The organism is Nostoc sp. DedQUE05 (assembly GCF_034530955.1).
Lineage (GTDB): Bacteria > Cyanobacteriota > Cyanobacteriia > Cyanobacteriales > Nostocaceae > Nostoc.
In genome coordinates, this window is the sequence record NZ_JAVRCB010000038.1 from 34,828 (window position 1) to 52,235 (window position 17,408).

A 17,408-nucleotide genomic window follows, 5' to 3' on the forward strand; every position below is an offset into this window, starting at 1 on the left:
TCTGTTTTAACAAAGTTTTCTGCAAATAAACTAAATTTCTGGAGGTAATTTATAACAAAGCTACTAATGATTCACTACCAAAAAATATCATGATGATTACTCAGGAAAAACTATGCTGGAATTTCAGATTGAATTTCAACCTCGTATCCCTCCTTCAAAAAATTTAGTCATAGGTACTTTGGGGCCTAATGCTACTAGTAGTGACTACGCTGCCAAGCACATAAATAACCATCTTATCTCAGAAGAATTTACTGTATCAACTCAGTTATTTGATACTTTTACAGATGTCAAAGAAGCTTTGCTACAAGACAAAGTAAATATGGCTTTAGTCCCTCATGCTTACGACCGAATTAATGAGTTTTATATGGAGCCAAGTTTTGAGCTAGGCTTCATTTTTATATTTCCTACTCCAGTTTATGGATTGGCTAAGAAAAAAAATAAAGAGGCAGTTTTCAACGGTTCTAGAATTGTTACTCATCCTGCTCCTTTACCTCTGTTAACAAAACTATTGCCAGACTCTCAAGATCGAACACAAATACAAGTGGATTTGTCTCCTTCTACCAGCGATTCAGCAATTCAAGTAATGCAGGGTTTAGCTGATTTCGCTATTACTAATGAGAATGCGGTGAAAGCCTACGATTTAGAGTTTATTTCAACCTACGGAAATATCCAGATGAGTTGGTCAATTTTTCAGAAAAAATTAGCAGAAAATTATGTCTAAATATTTTCCTCAGCCAAAAACCATCAAAATTAATTCAGATGTAGAGTTAATCGCATTTCAATGTCAAGACACAGTTGTGCAATTAGCTTCTATTCCCCCAGGAGCTATTTTTGAATTGCATCGACATCCCGAAAGCCAAATTGGAATGCAAATTGCGGGACGTTTGGAATTTAACCTCAACGGTACTAAAGAAATTCTGGAGCCATTTGAGCAAGTTTATGTAGCTGGTTCTAATGTTCTTCATGGTTCTATCAACCCTTTCTCAGAAACAGCGTTAGCGTTTGATGTGAAACGCATCACAAATTTTGAGGAAGCTGAGGAGGCTATTCTGAAAGTTACATCAACTCAAGATGAAGTTACAGGTTTTGAGTGTAAGTCTGTTGTTGGTTCTTGGTTTGAGATTATTATCACTCAAATTCCTCCCAAAGGAATAATTCCAATTCGCCAATCGGCTGATGAAATAATGGGAATAGTCCTGAATGATAAATTGACGATCGCAGTTGCAGAACAACAGCAACAGGTAGAATATGGTAGTGTTTATTATGTTCCTGCTGATGTTGTTTATGGAGGATATAATTCTTCTGATGAAACAGTATCTTTGATTGAACTTGTGATTAAACCTCGCTCTCATTTTTCGCTCAAAGATAGTTTTTCTAAGACAGCGCTAACTACTTCCTAAAGGAATATTCATCATGGATTTAGGATTAACACAAAAAGTAGCTTTAGTGACCGGAGCAAGTGCTGGCATAGGTTATAGCGTTGCCCAAAAGCTGGCAGCAGAAGGTTGTCAGTTAGTAATTTGTGGGAGAAATTCTGAACGGTTAGAACAAGCTTATCAAGGTTTGATTGGTTCTCAAGCAAAAATTATCCCGATTTGTGCTGATGTGCAAAATCCAAGTGATTCTCAAAACTTAGTCCAAGAAGCTATCAAGCAATTTGGAAAACTTGATATATTAGTCAATAATTCAGAAGGGGCTAGTTTTTCTAATGAAGCAGTAGAAAACCTATCTGATGAAGATTGGTTGTCTGTCTTTGAAGGCAAGTTAATGGGCTATATTCGCATGACGAATTTAGTGCTACCGACGATGAAAAATCAGCAATGGGGACGCATTATCAATATTGTTGGGACATCAGGTAAAGAACCTTCTAGTCGTCTTGTGAAATCGGGAGTGGCGAATGCTGGATTAATCAATTTTACTAAAACTGTTGCTTCACAAGTTGCTAAGTGGAATGTTTTAGTTACCTGTGTCAATCCTGGTCTGATTGATACTCCCAGGCATAGAGAATATTTAGAAGTATTTGCCGAAGAGGAAGGTCGAACGGTTGATTCAATCATTGAAGGAACTAATAAAATGATTCCTCTTGGTCGTCGCGGTTTTTCTAGTGAGGTTGCTAATTTGGTAGCTTTTCTAGCGTCAGAATGTGCCAGTTATATTACGGGTGTTACTATTCCAGTAGATGGCGGATTGTCAACATCTGCTTTTTAAAAAATTTGGTAAGTTTTTAGTTTATACAAGTTCTATTTGATTTATGAAAATTACTTTTTTTAAACGAACCGCAGAGGCCCAGAGGTTATTAATACATTGCTAATAAAATTGGGCAAACCTCTGCGTACCTTTGCGCTTGACTCTGCGTTCCTCTGCGTTAAAAAACATTGGTTTTGTACCTCACTTAAATGAAAATCGCAATAACCTAATTAATATCATCTTTAAAAAACAATGGTAGTTGTACAAAAACAAAGTAAAAATAAAGATATTGAATCTATTTATCCTCTTTCACCTACGCAAGAGGGGATACTCTTTCATACTCTCTATGAGCCGGAATCGACAATATATTTTGAGCAGTTTCAATTAACTATTCATGGCAATTTAGATTCAGGTGTATTTGAACGAGCTTGGCAACTTTTGGTAGAGCGACATTCGGCTTTGAGAACTCTTTTTGTTTGGAAGAATCGCAAACAAGCAGTTCAGGTGGTGCGAAAAGAGGTGAATTTGCCTTGGTCTAATTTAGACTGGCGAATGTTTCCTCAACAGGAGCAAGAAATACGTCTCAATTCTTTCTTAGATTCAGATAGAAAACAAGGGTTTGAACTTGACAAAGCTCCATTAATGCGCTTTGCTTTAATTCGGGTAGCTGATGAGAATTATGAGTTTGTTTGGAGTTTTCATCACTTATTAGTTGATGGCTGGAGCTGGCCGATTATCTTCAAAGAATTGTTTGCTTTATATGAGTCAATTCAGAACGGTCAACAGTTATATTTAGCTCCCAGTCGTCCTTACCGAGATTATATTAATTGGTTGCAGCAGCAAGATTTGGCTGGTGCGAAGGCGTTCTGGCAACAAAATCTTGAGGGTTTCACTGCACCTACGCCTTTGATAGTAGAGCGATCGCTAGGACAGAGTTCTCACCAACAGCAAAATATTGAGGTGCGATCGCAACATCTATCAGCCCAGACGACAACTACCTTAAAATCTTTTGCCCAACAACATCATCTGACACTTGCCACCTTGGTACAAGCTGCTTGGGGGCTGTTACTAAGTCGCTACAGTGGTGAGTCTGATGTGGTTTTTGGCACTACTGTATCTGGTCGCCCACCTACTTTATCTGGTGTGGAGTCGATGGTTGGATTGTTTATTAATACATTACCCGCACGGGTGAAAATCCCGGATACAACCGATTTGTTAACCTGGCTGCAATTGTTGCAACAAGAGTACATAGAACGGGAGCAGTATTCATACACTCCACTGGTAGATATTCAAGGCGTAAGTGAAATTCCTCGCACTCAACTTTTGTTTGAAAGCCTCGTTGTATTTGAAAACTATCCTGTAAATGTAACGTTGCAACAACTTCCTGGAAACTTAAGCATTGGGGAACTACAAGACAGAGGACAAACTAATTATCCTCTCACACTGCTGGCAATTCCTGGCGAGGAAATGACTGTAAAAATTTACTACGATCGCGATCGCTTTGATGCAGATATTATCGATCGCATGGCTGGTCATTTCCTCACCCTGTTGGAAGGAATTACCATCAATCCTCATCGCACCCCAGGCGAGTTACCGCTACTAACTCCAGCAGAGCAAGATTTGCTTTTAGTCGAGTGGAATGCTACCTCAGCAGCGCATCCCATCAATCGTTGCATCCATCAGTTATTTGAGGAGCAAGTTGAAAAAACACCCCAAGCCTTGGCGGTGGTATATGAAAACCAAAGTTTGACTTATGAGGAGTTAAATCAGCAAGCGAATAAAATCGCCCACTACTTGCAACGCTTCGGTGTGAAACCAGATGTTCCAGTGGGTATTTGTGTAGAGCGATCGCTAGCAGCTGCGATCGCCATTTTAGGAACTCTCAAGGCTGGAGGAGTTTGCGTTCCCCTCGATCCTACTTATCCGCCAGAGCGTTTAGCCTTCATGCTCAAGGATTCTCAAGTACCAGTCGTCTTAACTCAAACACATTTGCAGTCATTATTTAATGGCAACTTGGCTCATCGTCTGATTGTGTTAGATGAAGATGAAGACGAAATCGCCAAAGAATCTGAGAGTAATCTGCAAGTTGAAGTAGGAGTTGATAATTTAGCCTACATCATATATACTTCCGGGTCTACTGGCACTCCTAAAGGCACTCTTGTTACCCAGCGATCGCTCGGCAATTTAGTAGCACACCATCAGGCAAAAATGGCCACAGGTATTGGTGTGCTTCAGTTTGCTTCCCTCAGTTTTGATGTCAGCTATCACGAAATATCCGTGGCGTGGGGCTTGGGAGGCACGCTGTATATGATTTCTGAATGCGATCGCAAAGATTTAGATAAATTAATCCACTTACTTGGCAACAACCCAATTGGGAAAGTTTTTCTGCCCGTTACTCTGTGGCAGCAATTAGCGGAAATATACGGAGAGCAAGCACATCTATTTCAGAATATTAGGGAAGCGATCGCTTGTGGCGAACAACTCCAAATTACTCAGCCTACGATCAAGCTGTTTAAGCGTCTGGAAAATTGTACGCTCTACAATTTCTATGGCCCCACGGAAGCAGACTTAGTGACAGCTTATACTTTTAGCCAAAAGCCAGATGAATGGCCGATTTATCCACCCATTGGTAAAGCTGCTGTCAATGTGCAAGTTTATCTGTTAGACAGCAACCTTCAACCCGTGCCGATTGGCGTTCCTGGGGAACTCTACGTTAGTGGTGATGGTTTGGCTCGTGGCTACCTCAACCGTGCAGATTTGACCAATCAAAAATTTCTACCAAATCCGTTTACCGATTTTGGATTGCCGATTTTAGATTTTAGATTGAGGGACACAAGTGAAAATTTCCAATCTGCTGAAAGTTCTGATAATCCAAAATCCAAAATCCAAAATCTAAAATCAAGTTGTTTGTACAAAACTGGGGACTTAGCCCAATATCTACCAGATGGCAATATCGAGTTTTTGGGACGGATAGATGATTTAGTAAAAATTCGGGGCTTTCGCGTTGAACTGGGAGAAGTTGAAGCCGTTCTGAGCAAACATCCTCAAATTAATCAAGCCGTAGCTAAAGTGCATGGGGAAAGTGCTAGGGAAAAATATTTAGTCGCTTACTTTGTCCCCATTGCAGGAGAGACAATCACAGTCGAACAACTGCGGGCTTTTTTGACTGAGCAATTGCCAGATTATATGATTCCATCGGCTTTTGTCGAAATGGAATCTTTTCCGCTCACACCCAACGGTAAGGTAAACCGTCGCGCCTTACCAGAACCGACAACAAACCGACCTGAATTAAGTCAAACTTTTGTTGGGCCGCGTACTCCCACCGAAGAAATTTTGGCTGGTATCTGGAGAGATGTTTTAGGGTTAGAACGAGTTGGTATTTACGATAACTTCTTTGATTTGGGGGGACATTCTTTACTAGCAACTCAGGTGATTGCTTTAACGCGCAAAGCATTTGGGATAGAATTACCACTGTTAAGTTTGTTTGAGTCTCCTGCGATCGCACCTTTAGCCCAAAAAATCGCCACAGCTAAAGCGCCAGACCATCAGGAGTTATCTTTAAAACGGTTTCCCTCGCAAAACGAGCCAATCCCAATTTCTTTAACCCAGCTAGAGTTGTGGTTTTTTGACCAATTTTATCCAGGTAATTCCATCTATAACCTGCCTTTGGTCTATCGCATCACAGGTGCGCTCAACGAAAAAGCATTATCAGAGAGTTTAAGGGAAATTGTCTGGCGACATGAGACATTGCGATCGACTTTTCAGGTTAAGAATGGACAAGTCGTTTATGCTGTTATTAACGAGCCTGTCTTTGACTTTTCAGTAATCGATCTTCAGCACCTCCCCGAAACTGAACGCGAAGCTCAAGCCACACAACAGGCTGAACAGGAAATTAAGCATCCTTTCGATTTGGCACGAGGCCCTTTATTACGCAGCAAGCTTTGGCGTTTGGATGAACAAGAGTATCTATTCGTTGCCGTCACCCACCATATTGTTGCTGATGGTTGGTCTTTTAGTGTCCTAACCCAAGAACTGGCAAAAGTTTACGAAGCTTTCTGTGAAGGTAAGCCGTCACCTCTGACTGAGTTACCGATCGCATATACCGACTTTGCTCAATGGCAGAGGCAGTGGTTACAAGGAGAAGTTTTAGAATCTCAGCTTCAGTTTTGGCAAAAGCATTTAGGCATTAGTCCGCCAATATTGAAGCTACCATGCGATCGTCCCCGTCCACCAGCGCGAACCTTTGAAAGTGCAGGCCAATCGGTAGTTCTCTCCCAGAAGTTAACCGATGCACTCAAGGTGCTGAGTCAACAGGAAGGCGTAACCCTGTTTATGACATTGTTGGCAGCATTCCAGGCATTACTTTTCTCTTATACAAGACAAGAAAACATCATTGTCAGCAGTGCCCTAGCAAATCGCACCAGAGTAGAAACTGAGGGATTGATTGGTTTCTTTGTCAATTTACTGCCATTTTGTACCAACTTAGGAGGAAACCCCAGCTTTCGGGAACTACTTGGCCGAGTACGCGAGGTAGCCTTGGGTGTTTACGCTCATCAAGAAATGCCCCTGATTAAGCTAATAGAAGAACTCCAGCCAGTCAGAGATCCCAGTTACACATTAATAAATCAAGTAATGTTTGTCTTTCAAAATACTCCAGAGGATAATTTAGAATTTGCAAATCTCACTTTGAAGGAGCAGTTTATTGCTAGAGATACAAAAGATACCGCAGAGTTTGATTTAGAGTTAACGCTCGAAGAAACATCAACAGGTATTGAAGGTTTGCTCGTATACAGAACCGATTTATTTGAACCTGCAACTATTACCAAGATGGTCGAGAATTTTCAGACCTTGCTGGAAAAAATAACGACCAATTATAACCAGCGTTTAACTGAACTTATCTTAATATCGGAACCTCCAAGTTTGCCCACTCAAACTATTGTCTCCCCAATATCAGAGGATTTTGTTACACCTCAAAATTATATCGAAGAAGTTGTGTTAACTATCTGGAAAGACATTTTAGGACTAGAGCAGATTAGCACTCAAGACAACTTTTTTGAACTGGGAGGACATTCTGCTCAAGCTCTTGAAGTTATATGCAAAATACAGTCAGCTTTGCAAGTCGAACTGCCGTTGATTTACCTGTTTGAAAAACCTACTGTATTTCAGCTAGCAGCAGCCATCCAAGACCAATTAAACAATTAATAGGTTGATATCTGGTTTGTCAATTGTTATTGTCAACGTAGAAATGAAAAATATGGAACTTACAAAAAACAATCAAATAATTGAGAATGCCAGACCTAGTATTAAAGAAGTTACTCAAATATCTAACGAAGAACTTCGTATATTGCATGAGATTCCTACATTTAGACCGATTATTCAAACATTTGTTGTCATTAGTACATATTTCATCCTCTCAGCTATTGGGTTCTGGTTGAATAACTGGGCAGTATGGTTACTAGTCTGGTTGGTTCAAGGATTCTTATTTGTCTGTTTTTTTGCAGCAATACATTATTGCTCTCACTATAGTTTGTATAAGTCAAAAAATACTAACCGATTCATGGGAACCTTCTTATCATTAGTATTGTTGATGAACTTTTCGTTTCACAAATATATTCATATTGGACATCATCGAGAAGCAAAAATCAAAGGTAAAATCGTAGGAGATACCTCAGCATGGCAAACCTTTCCTAATCTTAATACTTATCTCTTTGCCTTGACATATTTTTATCCTCTTGCGGCATGTAAAAATTGGTGGATAGTAACCAAAGATTTATATTTAGATTCTTTGAAAACACAGACGCAAGAGGAATCAGCCTTACCAGCTAACTTTTATTTGAGCTATTTTAAAACACCAGAACAACGCCAATTTGTCTTACAAAATAATTGGCTACTATTGGGTTGGTTTGTATTAATGGCAGGATTGACCGTAATTTTTCCTGGGATTTTGTTCTTTGGTTACTGGATACCATTAGCAACTTTTGCTTCTCCATTCGGGTTTCTTTTCAGTATTACAGATCACTATGGCTGTGAGTCTGACTTAAATCACAACCTATGGAATGATACACGAACAATGATTTCTAACCCGATAATTAGGTTTTATTACTGGAATAATAATTACCATGTAGAGCATCATCTATACCCAAGTATGCCACCGTGTAACTACTCCAAGATACATGAGTTAATTCAACATCACCTTCAGCATATTGAAAAATCATACTTAATGTTTCATCTAAAAATAATGCAAGGCTTGATTGCGGCAAAAAGTCATTAATGAATCGCTCTAATCAAAATACATTTATGATGCAATATCGTAGATTCGGGCGTACAGAATTGCCAATGCCAGTATTTTCTTGTGGCGGAATGCGCTACGTCTATACTGAGTATAAAGAGCTTACTCAAGAACAAATTCCCGATGAAAATCAACAGAATCTAGAAGCCACTATTCGCCGTTCTTTAGAAGTTGGCATCAATCACATCGAAACTGCCCGAATGTATGGGACTTCTGAGATGCAATTAGGAGCTATTTTACCTAAGTTCCCTAGAGAAAAAATTATTGTCCAGACTAAGGTTACTCCTACATCTGACTCTGAAGACTTCCGCCATTTATGTGAGAAATCTTTGGCTTTATTAAAGCTAGATTACATTGACTTATTAACACTGCATGGCATTAATAATTACCAACATCTTGAAGATAGCATTCGTCTCAATGGATGTCTTGATGTAGCGCGACAATTGCAAGCTCAGGGTAAGGTAAAGTTTATTGGCTTTTCTACCCACGCTCCAACAGACTTAATTATCAAAACCATTGAAACCAATCAATTTGATTATGTCAATCTCCACTGGTACTACATTAATCAATTCAATTGGCCCGCCATTGAAGCCGCCAAACATCATGATATGGGTGTATTTATCATTAGCCCATCAGATAAAGGTGGTATGCTTTATAAGCCTCCACAAAAGTTATTAGACTTGTGCTATCCTCTTAGCCCGATGGTATTTAACGATCTGTTTTGTTTGAGCCATACTCAAGTACATACTCTCAGTTTGGGCGCATCTAAACCATCAGATTTTGATGAACACTTGAAGGTTATAGAACTTTTAGAGCAAGCGGATGAAATTTTACCGCCAATTTTAAACCGTTTAGAGAAAGCAGCGATCGCCACACTCGGAAAAGACTGGTATCGCACTTGGCATATTGGTTTACCCAGATATCCCCAAACCCCTGGTGAGATTAATATTCCAGTTATTTTATGGTTGCGAAATTTAGCGATCGCTTTTGATATGTTTGAATATGCTACAAGGCGTTACAACCACTTAAATACTGCCGATCCTTGGTTCCCTGGTCTGACAGCAGAAAAAGTTAGACAATTCGATCTAAGTGATTGTTTGCGTCATAGTCCCCATGCTGACAAAATACCAGCTTTATTAGAAGATGCTCATAGGTTGTTATCTCAACCTAGTCAATAATAAATTGCGGAGTGGTTTCACGATGTTGAATTATAAGTTATTAAAAGTTAATAAAAAATATACTGTAATTCGCCATCGTTGGCTAGTAATTTTGCTGGCTTTTGTAACTGCGATCGCAATAATTATCTATCATCAAATTACCTTAAAAACCAACGTAATACCAACATCTGAAATTATCGTCCCTTTCCCAACTGAACCCACAACTTTCAATCCGGCTTTAATCGTAGAATCGGCTTATATTTTAAACTATACTTATGAAGGGCTAGTTAAAGAAAATGCTCGTGGAGAAATTGAACCCGATCTAGCCAAATCTTGGCAAACTTCCCAAGACAATAAAAAAGTAATTTACACCCTCAGAAAAGGATTAAAATGGTCAGATGGGAAACCACTAACGGCTGAAGATGTCGTTTTTACCTATAATGAAATTTACCGTAATCCAGACATTCCTACTTACGCTAAAGACTTCTTCATGATTGGTAAAAATCGTACCTTTCCTACTGTGCGAAAGCTTGATAATCTGCGAGTTGAATTTACATTACCTGAACCATTTGCTCCATTTATTCGGGCTACAAAATTAGAAATTTTACCAGCCCATGTTTTTCGGGAAAGCGTCAAAACAAAAGAGCAGGATGGCATACCTAAATTTATGTCTACCTGGGGGACTGATACTCCCTCAAAAAATATTATTGTCAACGGCCCTTATACAATAGAATCTTATACTCCGAGCCAGCGAATAATTTTCCGCAAAAATCCTTATTACTGGCGTAAAGATATTCAAGGCAATTCGCAACCATATATTGAGCGTGTGATTGGGCAAATTATTCCTAATCAAGATACTTCTTTGATCCAATTTCGTTCTGGAGGATTGGATTACATCAACGTCAATACTGATTATTTTTCATTATTAAAACATGAAGAAAGCAAAGGAAAGTTTACTATCTATAATGGCGGTCTTTTTGTTGGATCAACTGCTATTACTTTTAATCTCAATCAAGGCAGTAGGAATGGTCAACTACTGGTCGATCCCATAAAGTCTCGTTGGTTCAATACAGTAGAATTTAGACAAGCAGTTGCCTATGGAATCGATCGCCAACAAATACTCAACAATATCTATAAAGGATTGGGTAAACTGCAAAATTCGCCGATTGCTGTACAGAGCAAGTATTATTCTCCTGTGCAAACTGTCTATGAATACAATCTTCAAAAAGCGAAAAAATTACTTCTAAAAGCAGGCTTTAAATACAACAATCAAGGTCAGCTATTAGACGAGCAAGGAAATATTGTCCGCTTTAGCCTAATGACTAATAGTACCAATAATGCCTTGCAGGCGATGGGAGTACACATAAAACAAAATTTGAGTAACCTTGGCATAACTGTTGATTTTAATCCCGTAGCTGCTAGCATTTTCATCAACAAACTGACTCAAACTTTCGATTGGGAGTGTCAATTACTTGAGGTTGCTGTCGGTCAAGAACCAAATGATTGGGCTAATGTTTGGTTGCCTGAAGCTGGTTGGCACTTTTTTAATCAAGAATCCCAAGCAGGACAAATGCCGATAATAGGGCGACAGGTTGCAGATTGGGAACGAAAAATTGGTAATTTATACATTCAGGCAGCCTCCGAAGTGGATGAAGCAAAGCGTAAAGCTATGTATGTAGAAACTCAACAAATTACTCAGGAGTATCTGCCATTTATTTATCTAGTTAACCCTTTCTCAATGGTAGCAGTACGAAATCGTATCCAAGGTATTGAACACTCTCCCCTACTAGGGACATTTTGGAACACTTACAACTTGAAACTGACTGAGATTAACTAAAGAGGATATCGTTTGTATGCAAATTCCTATCATTGATTTCAATCCTTTTCTTATAGGTGACTCAACCGCAAAAGAAGCTGTTGCTACACAAATTTCTCTTGCTATTCATGAGGTCGGATGTTTCTATCTGAAAAATTATGGTATTTCTCAGACTCTAATCGCTCAAGTCTTTTCACAAACCGAGTCCTTTTTTGCACTACCGGAGGATGAAAAAGAACAAGTATCTTTCTTTCCAGATCGGAATCTTCGCGGATATCATAATTTTAAAAAGAGTGAAGATAAACATAACGCCAATGAGCTAATGACTGAAGGCTTTCATTTTGGAAAGGAAATTACTCTCGATGAAGTTGGTGCAATCGAAGATCCTTTTTTTGAACCGAATAAATGGCCTAAAAATCCGATTCAGTTTCGTGAAGTGATGATGGAATTTTTCACGGGTTGTCACGAAAGCGCCCTGAAAGTATTTCAAGCTTTGGCTATTTCTCTGAGAATTCCAGAAGATTACTTTACAAATTTATATTCAGAACAAAACCACGGCATAGTTTGGCATCACTACCCATCTATATATCAGCCTCCAGAACTAGGAAAAGTTTATCTTGCAGAACATACTGACATCGGGACACTGACATTTTTATTTCAAGATTCAGAAGGGTTAGAAGTATATACAAATGCTGGAGAATGGGTTGTAGCGCCCTTCGTTCCTGATGCAATTATAGTATTGGTTGCAGATTTAATGCAGCGATGGACAAACGATAAATTTCGCGCTACACCACATCGAGTTATAGTTCCAACTCAATCTCACAGTGCTAAACAAAGATACTCATGCGCCTTTTTTACAGGCCCTAATTACGATGCTCAAATTAACTCTATTAAGACTTGCTTAGACATAGATGAAGTTCCTAAGTATCCACCAATTCTTGCACAGGAATATTTCAAGCAGCCAAAATGATAGTTACTAATTCGTAGTTCGTAATTCGTAATTTTTAATTAATAGACACTTCAAAAAGGCTTGATATGGGCTGTTTTATATTTGCTAATCTCTTCCTCAGACAATACATCCTTTGCTAATTAGGTATTAGTGCAATAAATGGACAAATTACAAATCTTAGCAAAGTCAAATCCTCCAACTTGGTTAAAAATTCTGGTAATCAGCCTAATTGGGTTGGGTATTTTCTTTCGCTTTACCCATTTAGGGCAAAAAGTGTATTGGTACGATGAAATTGCTACATCGCTGGCAATATCTGGTCATACGCTAGCTGAGGTTAAACAAGAGGTTTTTAGCAATTGGGGCAATAATCAAGGCATAATTACTGCCATCACTTTAGACAAATATCAACACATTAACCCAGATCGATCTGTGGCTGATACAGTTCGCTACTTAATAACTTCAGACCCGCAGCATCCACCTTTGTATTATGTAATGGTGAGATTGTGGGCGCAAGTCTTTGGGGATTTTCCGGCGGGAGTCAGGAGTTTATCAGCAGTCATCAGTCTGTTAATATTTCCTAGTGTGTATTGGTTGTGTTTAGAGTTATTTGAATCACCACTAGTAGGGTGGGTGGGAATGGCTGTGATGGGGATTTCTCCCTTGCAAGTTTTCTTTGCCCAAGATGCACGAGAATACGGTCTGTGGATGGTGATGATCCTAGTATCAAGTGCTGCTTTGTTGCAAGCCATTCGCCGAGAAAGTTTCTTTACCTGGGCTGTGTATGCTCTCACCCTAGCCTTAGGATTCTACACCCATTTATTAACAGTAATGGTTGCGATCGCTCATGGTATTTATATAGTTATTAGGCAAAAGTTTCGCTTTCAAAAAACCCTGCGTAATTATTTACTGAGTTCAATAGCAGCTTGCTTAATGTTTTTACCCTGGCTAACGGTGCTTATTACCAAAGCTGAGACAGCAACAAATCTTTTGTCATGGATAACATTTAAAACAGATAGTCCTTTTGACCTGATTGGAATTTGGCTCAGTCGGATTAGCCGAATATTTTTTGATTTTAATTTGACTTCTGATGATGCTTGGGTCAATAATTTAAGTTATGAAAGTCCTTTGTTTTATAGTATTATTACAATAATATTTAGTTTATTTTTAATTATTTATATTATTATTTTTTTAACAAAATTTTTACCAACTAACACTAGTTTATTTATTGCTTTATTAGGCGGATTTCCAGGTTTAACATTGCTTTTATATGACCTAGCTTTTGGGGGAATTCGCTCTATTCATTTTCGCTATCAGATACCGTTATATCTCAGCATTCAAATTGCTGTAGTCTATATTTTAGCTTTCCATCTTTTTCTAGCTAAGAGTTGGCAGAAAAACTTTTGGCAACTCATTTTGGTGGGATTACTTATCTCTGGGCTAGTTTCTGATGTCAGATTTTTTCAGGCTGAAACTTGGTGGCCACAAATAGGTGGCAAGAATTTACTAGCAATGAGTAAACGTATTAACCAATCTAATAATAATGTTTTATTAATAAGTAATAAAAATGATTATAACTTGGGAGTCATCCTCACATTAAGTCATAGTTTAGAACCAAAAATTTCCTTACTTCCCATCCAAAACAACCAATTACCAATAATGCCTCAAGATTATAAATCTATCTTCTTTGTTGACGACCTAGAAAATAGTTTAGCTCATCAACTCCAGCAAGATAAAACTAACTCACTTAAATTAGTCTACCCACTTGAAGGATTTTGGCAACTCGACAAAAATCAGAAAACATAAAAAACATTAAAAAATTAGAAGTTGAATGAAGCAATATCTTGACTATTTCAATATTAATTATCTGAGAGATAAAATCTACTTTTATCTCAATTTAGCGCTTTTTAGTCGGTTTATCCGCTTTGCTGTAGTCGGTTTTAGTGGAGTATTTGTAGACTTAGGAGCATTCTATTGCTTTCATAGCTCGTTATGTTTGGCGTTAACTCCGAGTGCAATGCTTTCCACAGAAATAGCAATTATTAATAACTTTCTGTGGAATGATTTATGGACATTTGGTGATGTGTCTTTTGAGCAAAAAAACAGTCAAAAGTTGCAACGCTTTGTCAAGTTTAATCTTATTTGTTTAATTGGACTTATTTTCAATAGCGTAATTGTAAATTTGCTGTTTTATCAATTTCAAGTGAATGAATACATAGCTAAATTGGTAGCGATCGCTTGTGTGACACTTTGGAATTTCTGGCTCAACCTGAAGATGAACTGGCAATTAACAAAGACAGATGTAGTTGTAGATATTTAAGAAAAAATCATGTTAAGACCATTAGTGATGTTTGGCTATAGCTTAATTTTTATTATTACTATATTTTTTTCTTCGGGATGCTTGAATCTAATTTTACCCTATTACAAGACTATCCAAAACCTTGGTGAAATCAGTGTTAAATGGCAATATTTGACTGAACACAAAGATAATTATGACGCTATTTTTCTAGGGCCAAGTACTACGTACTTTGGGGTAATCCCGAAATTGTTTGATAAATACATGACAACAGAGGGTAAAAGTGTAAAATCTTTCAACTTTGGGATCGCAGGTGCAAATGTATCAGAACTAGATTTTTACTTACAAAAAATTCTGGCTTTAGAACCAGCAAACTTAAAGTGGATATTTCTAGATTGTTCCGTTGACCTATTTACAAATATTGGTTCTACTTCCGCTCAAGAAATATATTGGCATACTCCTCAGAAAACGTTAGAAAATTTCCAATTAATTTTGGAATCATCAATCGATAGCTGGAAAGTAAAAGTTCCATATATATACGCTAACTTTCAAAGCTTTATCTACCGATGGCTAGGGATTGGTCAGCTTTCTACTTTGTGGCAGGAGAGAATATTAAATTTAGATTTATCAAATACAGATCCATTAGCAAAAGTATCTGAGGATAGGCTCATACAAGAATCTGGATATTACGCAATAGATTGGCAAAAAAAAGCTGATAAATGGAAGACTATATTCCGAACAAATGGGTTGAATACTTATCAAAAAAATCTCAAAGATGAACAAATAAAATTAGCCCCTTTAAATTCAGAAAGTGTATTTAGTAATACATCTATAATATATGGAGCGAAAATGGTGAAAAATATTGCTTCCCGAATTGAACAACAGCAAATTAACAACAAGAAAATTGAAGCTGTCTTTTTTATTCCGCCACTCCTAGAGACTGATTCCAACCCATCTGCTCTTTACAAAGCATATCAATCAGGATATATCGATACCCTTTTTGCTTTTAATAATCCTAAGAAATTTAGTAATTTATATGAAGTGGATCGCAGAATTGATAGCGCCCATCTCAATTATCAAGGCGCTCAAGAATTCACACTTTTATTAGCATCAAAATTTGCTCAATACTTAAATAATTTATGATATTTACAGAATTTCGGTTTCTATTTTTCTTTCTGATTGTTTTCTGCATCTATTGGGCTTTGGAGAAACACAATAATCGAAAATTGTGGCTGCTAGTCTGTAGTTATATTTTCTATAGTGCTTGGGATTGGCGCTTCCTTTTTTTGCTCTTGCTATCGACAGTCATTGATTACTTTGTGGGTTTAATGCTGTCTAGACCACAGATTAATGATTTCCAAAACGATCGCTCTGTATCAGAACCAGTAACCTCAATAAGCGATATAGTAGATAAGAGAAAAGCTACAAGTTTTGGAAATTGGGATGCTTTGCTGAATAAGCCAATCAATCAGCAACAGCGCCAAGCATGGTTGGTACTTAGTTTAGTAGCAAATCTAGGAATATTAGGGTTTTTTAAGTACTATAACTTCTTCACTGAGTCTGCTGCAAACTTATTAGCTTTTTTGGGTTTACCTATAAGCCTTACAACCCTTAAAATTATTCTGCCAGCAGGCATTAGTTTTTACACGTTTCAAACTCTGAGTTATTCCCTTGATGCGTATTTAGGTAAACTAAAGCCTGTTAGAAGTTTTTGGGATTTTTCTCTATTTGTAACTTTTTTCCCTCAACTGGTTGCAGGGCCAATTGTCCGTGCATCTACCTTTTTACCTCAACTGCTAACCCCAAAAAACTTAAGCGAGGTTGATTTTCGAGGATGTTTAATGCTTTTTTTCGTGGGGTATTTTAAGAAAGCCTGCATTTCGGATAATCTTTCGCCTTTAGTAGAACAGTATTTCACGAATCCAGAAAATTATACTTTCTTGAGTTGTTGGATTGCTGTTATTTCTTTCGTCATCCAGATATACTGCGATTTTTCTGGTTATTCTGATATGGCGATCGCTTCAGCCGGTTTACTTGGATACAAACTACCTTTAAACTTTAATTTTCCCTACCTTTCCGGTAATATCACTGATTTATGGCAACGTTGGCACATAACTCTCTACAGTTGGTTGCGAGACTATGTTTATATTCCTTTAATGAGAAAGCGGCCAAAAGCTGAACGCACAGAGCTGTTTGGCTATAGAAATCTTCTCATTTTGATGCTTTTATCAGGACTGTGGCATGGGGCTGCTTGGCATTTTGTAGTTTGGGGTGGATTAAATGGAATCGCCTTAGTTGTTCACAAGCAATGGTCATCTCGGATTGCTCCCTATAAGGAATTAGTACCATTGAGAAAGATGCTAGGTATCCCCCTAACATTGTATTGGTTTTGTGCCTCTGCAATCTTCTTTCGGAGTAACGATCTCAGCAGTGCTGTAAAAATAGAAAAATCATTTTTATTCTTTAATTCTCTTGGTTATGAAAACCTAAATCTCCAAATTGCATGGATTTTTGTACCTTTAATTATCCTCCACTGGGCGGCTTATAAGGGTTGGTTTGCTGATTGGTGGCGTAAAATTCCTAATTGGAGTTTTGCTGTTTTATTTGGGGTGTTGGTTTCAACAATATTTCGGATGACAGCAATTAGTCCTCAACCCTTTGTATACTTTCAGTTTTAGTGTGCGATCGCTCAACTTTTATAAAAAATACCTTTTAAA

General features: G+C 38.0%; 12 protein-coding genes. All 12 read left to right on the forward strand.

All coding sequences use genetic code 11. The features are described 5' to 3' along the window. Positions 1 to 112: 112 nt before the first annotated feature. The 12 genes from RMZ42_RS24885 to RMZ42_RS24940 all read left to right on the forward strand — a co-directional run bounded on the left by RMZ42_RS24885 (position 113) and on the right by RMZ42_RS24940 (position 17,369). Positions 113 to 721 (forward strand): LysR family transcriptional regulator, encoded by a 609-nt coding sequence (locus tag RMZ42_RS24885; protein WP_322673927.1) that lies wholly within the window; start codon positions 113 to 115, stop codon positions 719 to 721. Then, entirely contained in the window at positions 714 to 1,400 is a 687-nt protein-coding gene (locus RMZ42_RS24890; RefSeq protein ID WP_322673928.1) for a cupin domain-containing protein, read from the forward strand. The genes RMZ42_RS24885 and RMZ42_RS24890 overlap by 8 nt, the downstream gene beginning before the upstream one ends. A 13-nt stretch (positions 1,401 to 1,413) precedes the next feature. Further along, positions 1,414 to 2,208, forward strand: a complete 795-nt coding sequence (locus RMZ42_RS24895) for an SDR family oxidoreductase (RefSeq protein ID WP_322673929.1) — start codon at positions 1,414 to 1,416, stop codon at positions 2,206 to 2,208. Between the two features lie 231 nt (positions 2,209 to 2,439). Beyond that, positions 2,440 to 7,389, forward strand: coding sequence for a non-ribosomal peptide synthetase (locus RMZ42_RS24900; protein ID WP_322673930.1), 4,950 nt, complete (start codon positions 2,440 to 2,442; stop codon positions 7,387 to 7,389). A 52-nt stretch (positions 7,390 to 7,441) separates the two neighbouring features. Beyond that, positions 7,442 to 8,458, forward strand: coding sequence for a fatty acid desaturase family protein (locus RMZ42_RS24905; RefSeq protein ID WP_322673931.1), 1,017 nt, complete (start codon positions 7,442 to 7,444; stop codon positions 8,456 to 8,458). 29 nt (positions 8,459 to 8,487) lie between these two features. After that, positions 8,488 to 9,654 (forward strand): aldo/keto reductase, encoded by a 1,167-nt coding sequence (locus tag RMZ42_RS24910; protein ID WP_322673960.1) that lies wholly within the window; start codon positions 8,488 to 8,490, stop codon positions 9,652 to 9,654. Positions 9,655 to 9,676: 22 nt separating this feature from the next. Next, the gene (locus tag RMZ42_RS24915) at positions 9,677 to 11,470 is read left to right on the forward strand and encodes an ABC transporter substrate-binding protein (RefSeq protein ID WP_322673932.1); all 1,794 of its coding nucleotides are present in this window, start codon (positions 9,677 to 9,679) and stop codon (positions 11,468 to 11,470) included. A 16-nt stretch (positions 11,471 to 11,486) separates the two neighbouring features. Continuing rightward, a complete protein-coding gene (locus tag RMZ42_RS24920) occupies positions 11,487 to 12,419 on the forward strand; it encodes an isopenicillin N synthase family dioxygenase (protein ID WP_322673933.1) in 933 nt (310 codons plus the stop codon). A 138-nt stretch (positions 12,420 to 12,557) separates the two neighbouring features. After that, entirely contained in the window at positions 12,558 to 14,201 is a 1,644-nt protein-coding gene (locus RMZ42_RS24925; RefSeq protein WP_322673934.1) for a glycosyltransferase family 39 protein, read from the forward strand. Between the two features lie 25 nt (positions 14,202 to 14,226). Then, positions 14,227 to 14,715, forward strand: a complete 489-nt coding sequence (locus RMZ42_RS24930; RefSeq protein ID WP_322673935.1) for a GtrA family protein — start codon at positions 14,227 to 14,229, stop codon at positions 14,713 to 14,715. Between the two features lie 9 nt (positions 14,716 to 14,724). Continuing rightward, complete coding sequence (locus RMZ42_RS24935) at positions 14,725 to 15,834, forward strand: hypothetical protein (RefSeq protein WP_322673936.1); 1,110 nt, start codon at positions 14,725 to 14,727, stop codon at positions 15,832 to 15,834. 185 nt (positions 15,835 to 16,019) lie between these two features. After that, on the forward strand, positions 16,020 to 17,369 hold the full coding sequence (locus tag RMZ42_RS24940; RefSeq protein ID WP_322673937.1) for an MBOAT family O-acyltransferase: 1,350 nt from the start codon (positions 16,020 to 16,022) through the stop codon (positions 17,367 to 17,369). Positions 17,370 to 17,408 lie beyond the last annotated feature (39 nt).

What these genes read in the sequence shown, in the direction of transcription:
- RMZ42_RS24885 (WP_322673927.1), top strand. Translation starts at nt 113, where the DNA reads ATGCTGGAATTTCAGATTGAATTTCAACCTCGTATCCCTCCTTCAAAA.
- RMZ42_RS24890 (WP_322673928.1), top strand. Translation starts at nt 714, where the DNA reads ATGTCTAAATATTTTCCTCAGCCAAAAACCATCAAAATTAATTCAGAT.
- RMZ42_RS24895 (WP_322673929.1), top strand. Translation starts at nt 1,414, where the DNA reads ATGGATTTAGGATTAACACAAAAAGTAGCTTTAGTGACCGGAGCAAGT.
- RMZ42_RS24900 (WP_322673930.1), top strand. Translation starts at nt 2,440, where the DNA reads ATGGTAGTTGTACAAAAACAAAGTAAAAATAAAGATATTGAATCTATT.
- RMZ42_RS24905 (WP_322673931.1), top strand. Translation starts at nt 7,442, where the DNA reads ATGGAACTTACAAAAAACAATCAAATAATTGAGAATGCCAGACCTAGT.
- RMZ42_RS24910 (WP_322673960.1), top strand. Translation starts at nt 8,488, where the DNA reads ATGCAATATCGTAGATTCGGGCGTACAGAATTGCCAATGCCAGTATTT.
- RMZ42_RS24915 (WP_322673932.1), top strand. Translation starts at nt 9,677, where the DNA reads ATGTTGAATTATAAGTTATTAAAAGTTAATAAAAAATATACTGTAATT.
- RMZ42_RS24920 (WP_322673933.1), top strand. Translation starts at nt 11,487, where the DNA reads ATGCAAATTCCTATCATTGATTTCAATCCTTTTCTTATAGGTGACTCA.
- RMZ42_RS24925 (WP_322673934.1), top strand. Translation starts at nt 12,558, where the DNA reads ATGGACAAATTACAAATCTTAGCAAAGTCAAATCCTCCAACTTGGTTA.
- RMZ42_RS24930 (WP_322673935.1), top strand. Translation starts at nt 14,227, where the DNA reads ATGAAGCAATATCTTGACTATTTCAATATTAATTATCTGAGAGATAAA.
- RMZ42_RS24935 (WP_322673936.1), top strand. Translation starts at nt 14,725, where the DNA reads ATGTTAAGACCATTAGTGATGTTTGGCTATAGCTTAATTTTTATTATT.
- RMZ42_RS24940 (WP_322673937.1), top strand. Translation starts at nt 16,020, where the DNA reads ATGCTGTCTAGACCACAGATTAATGATTTCCAAAACGATCGCTCTGTA.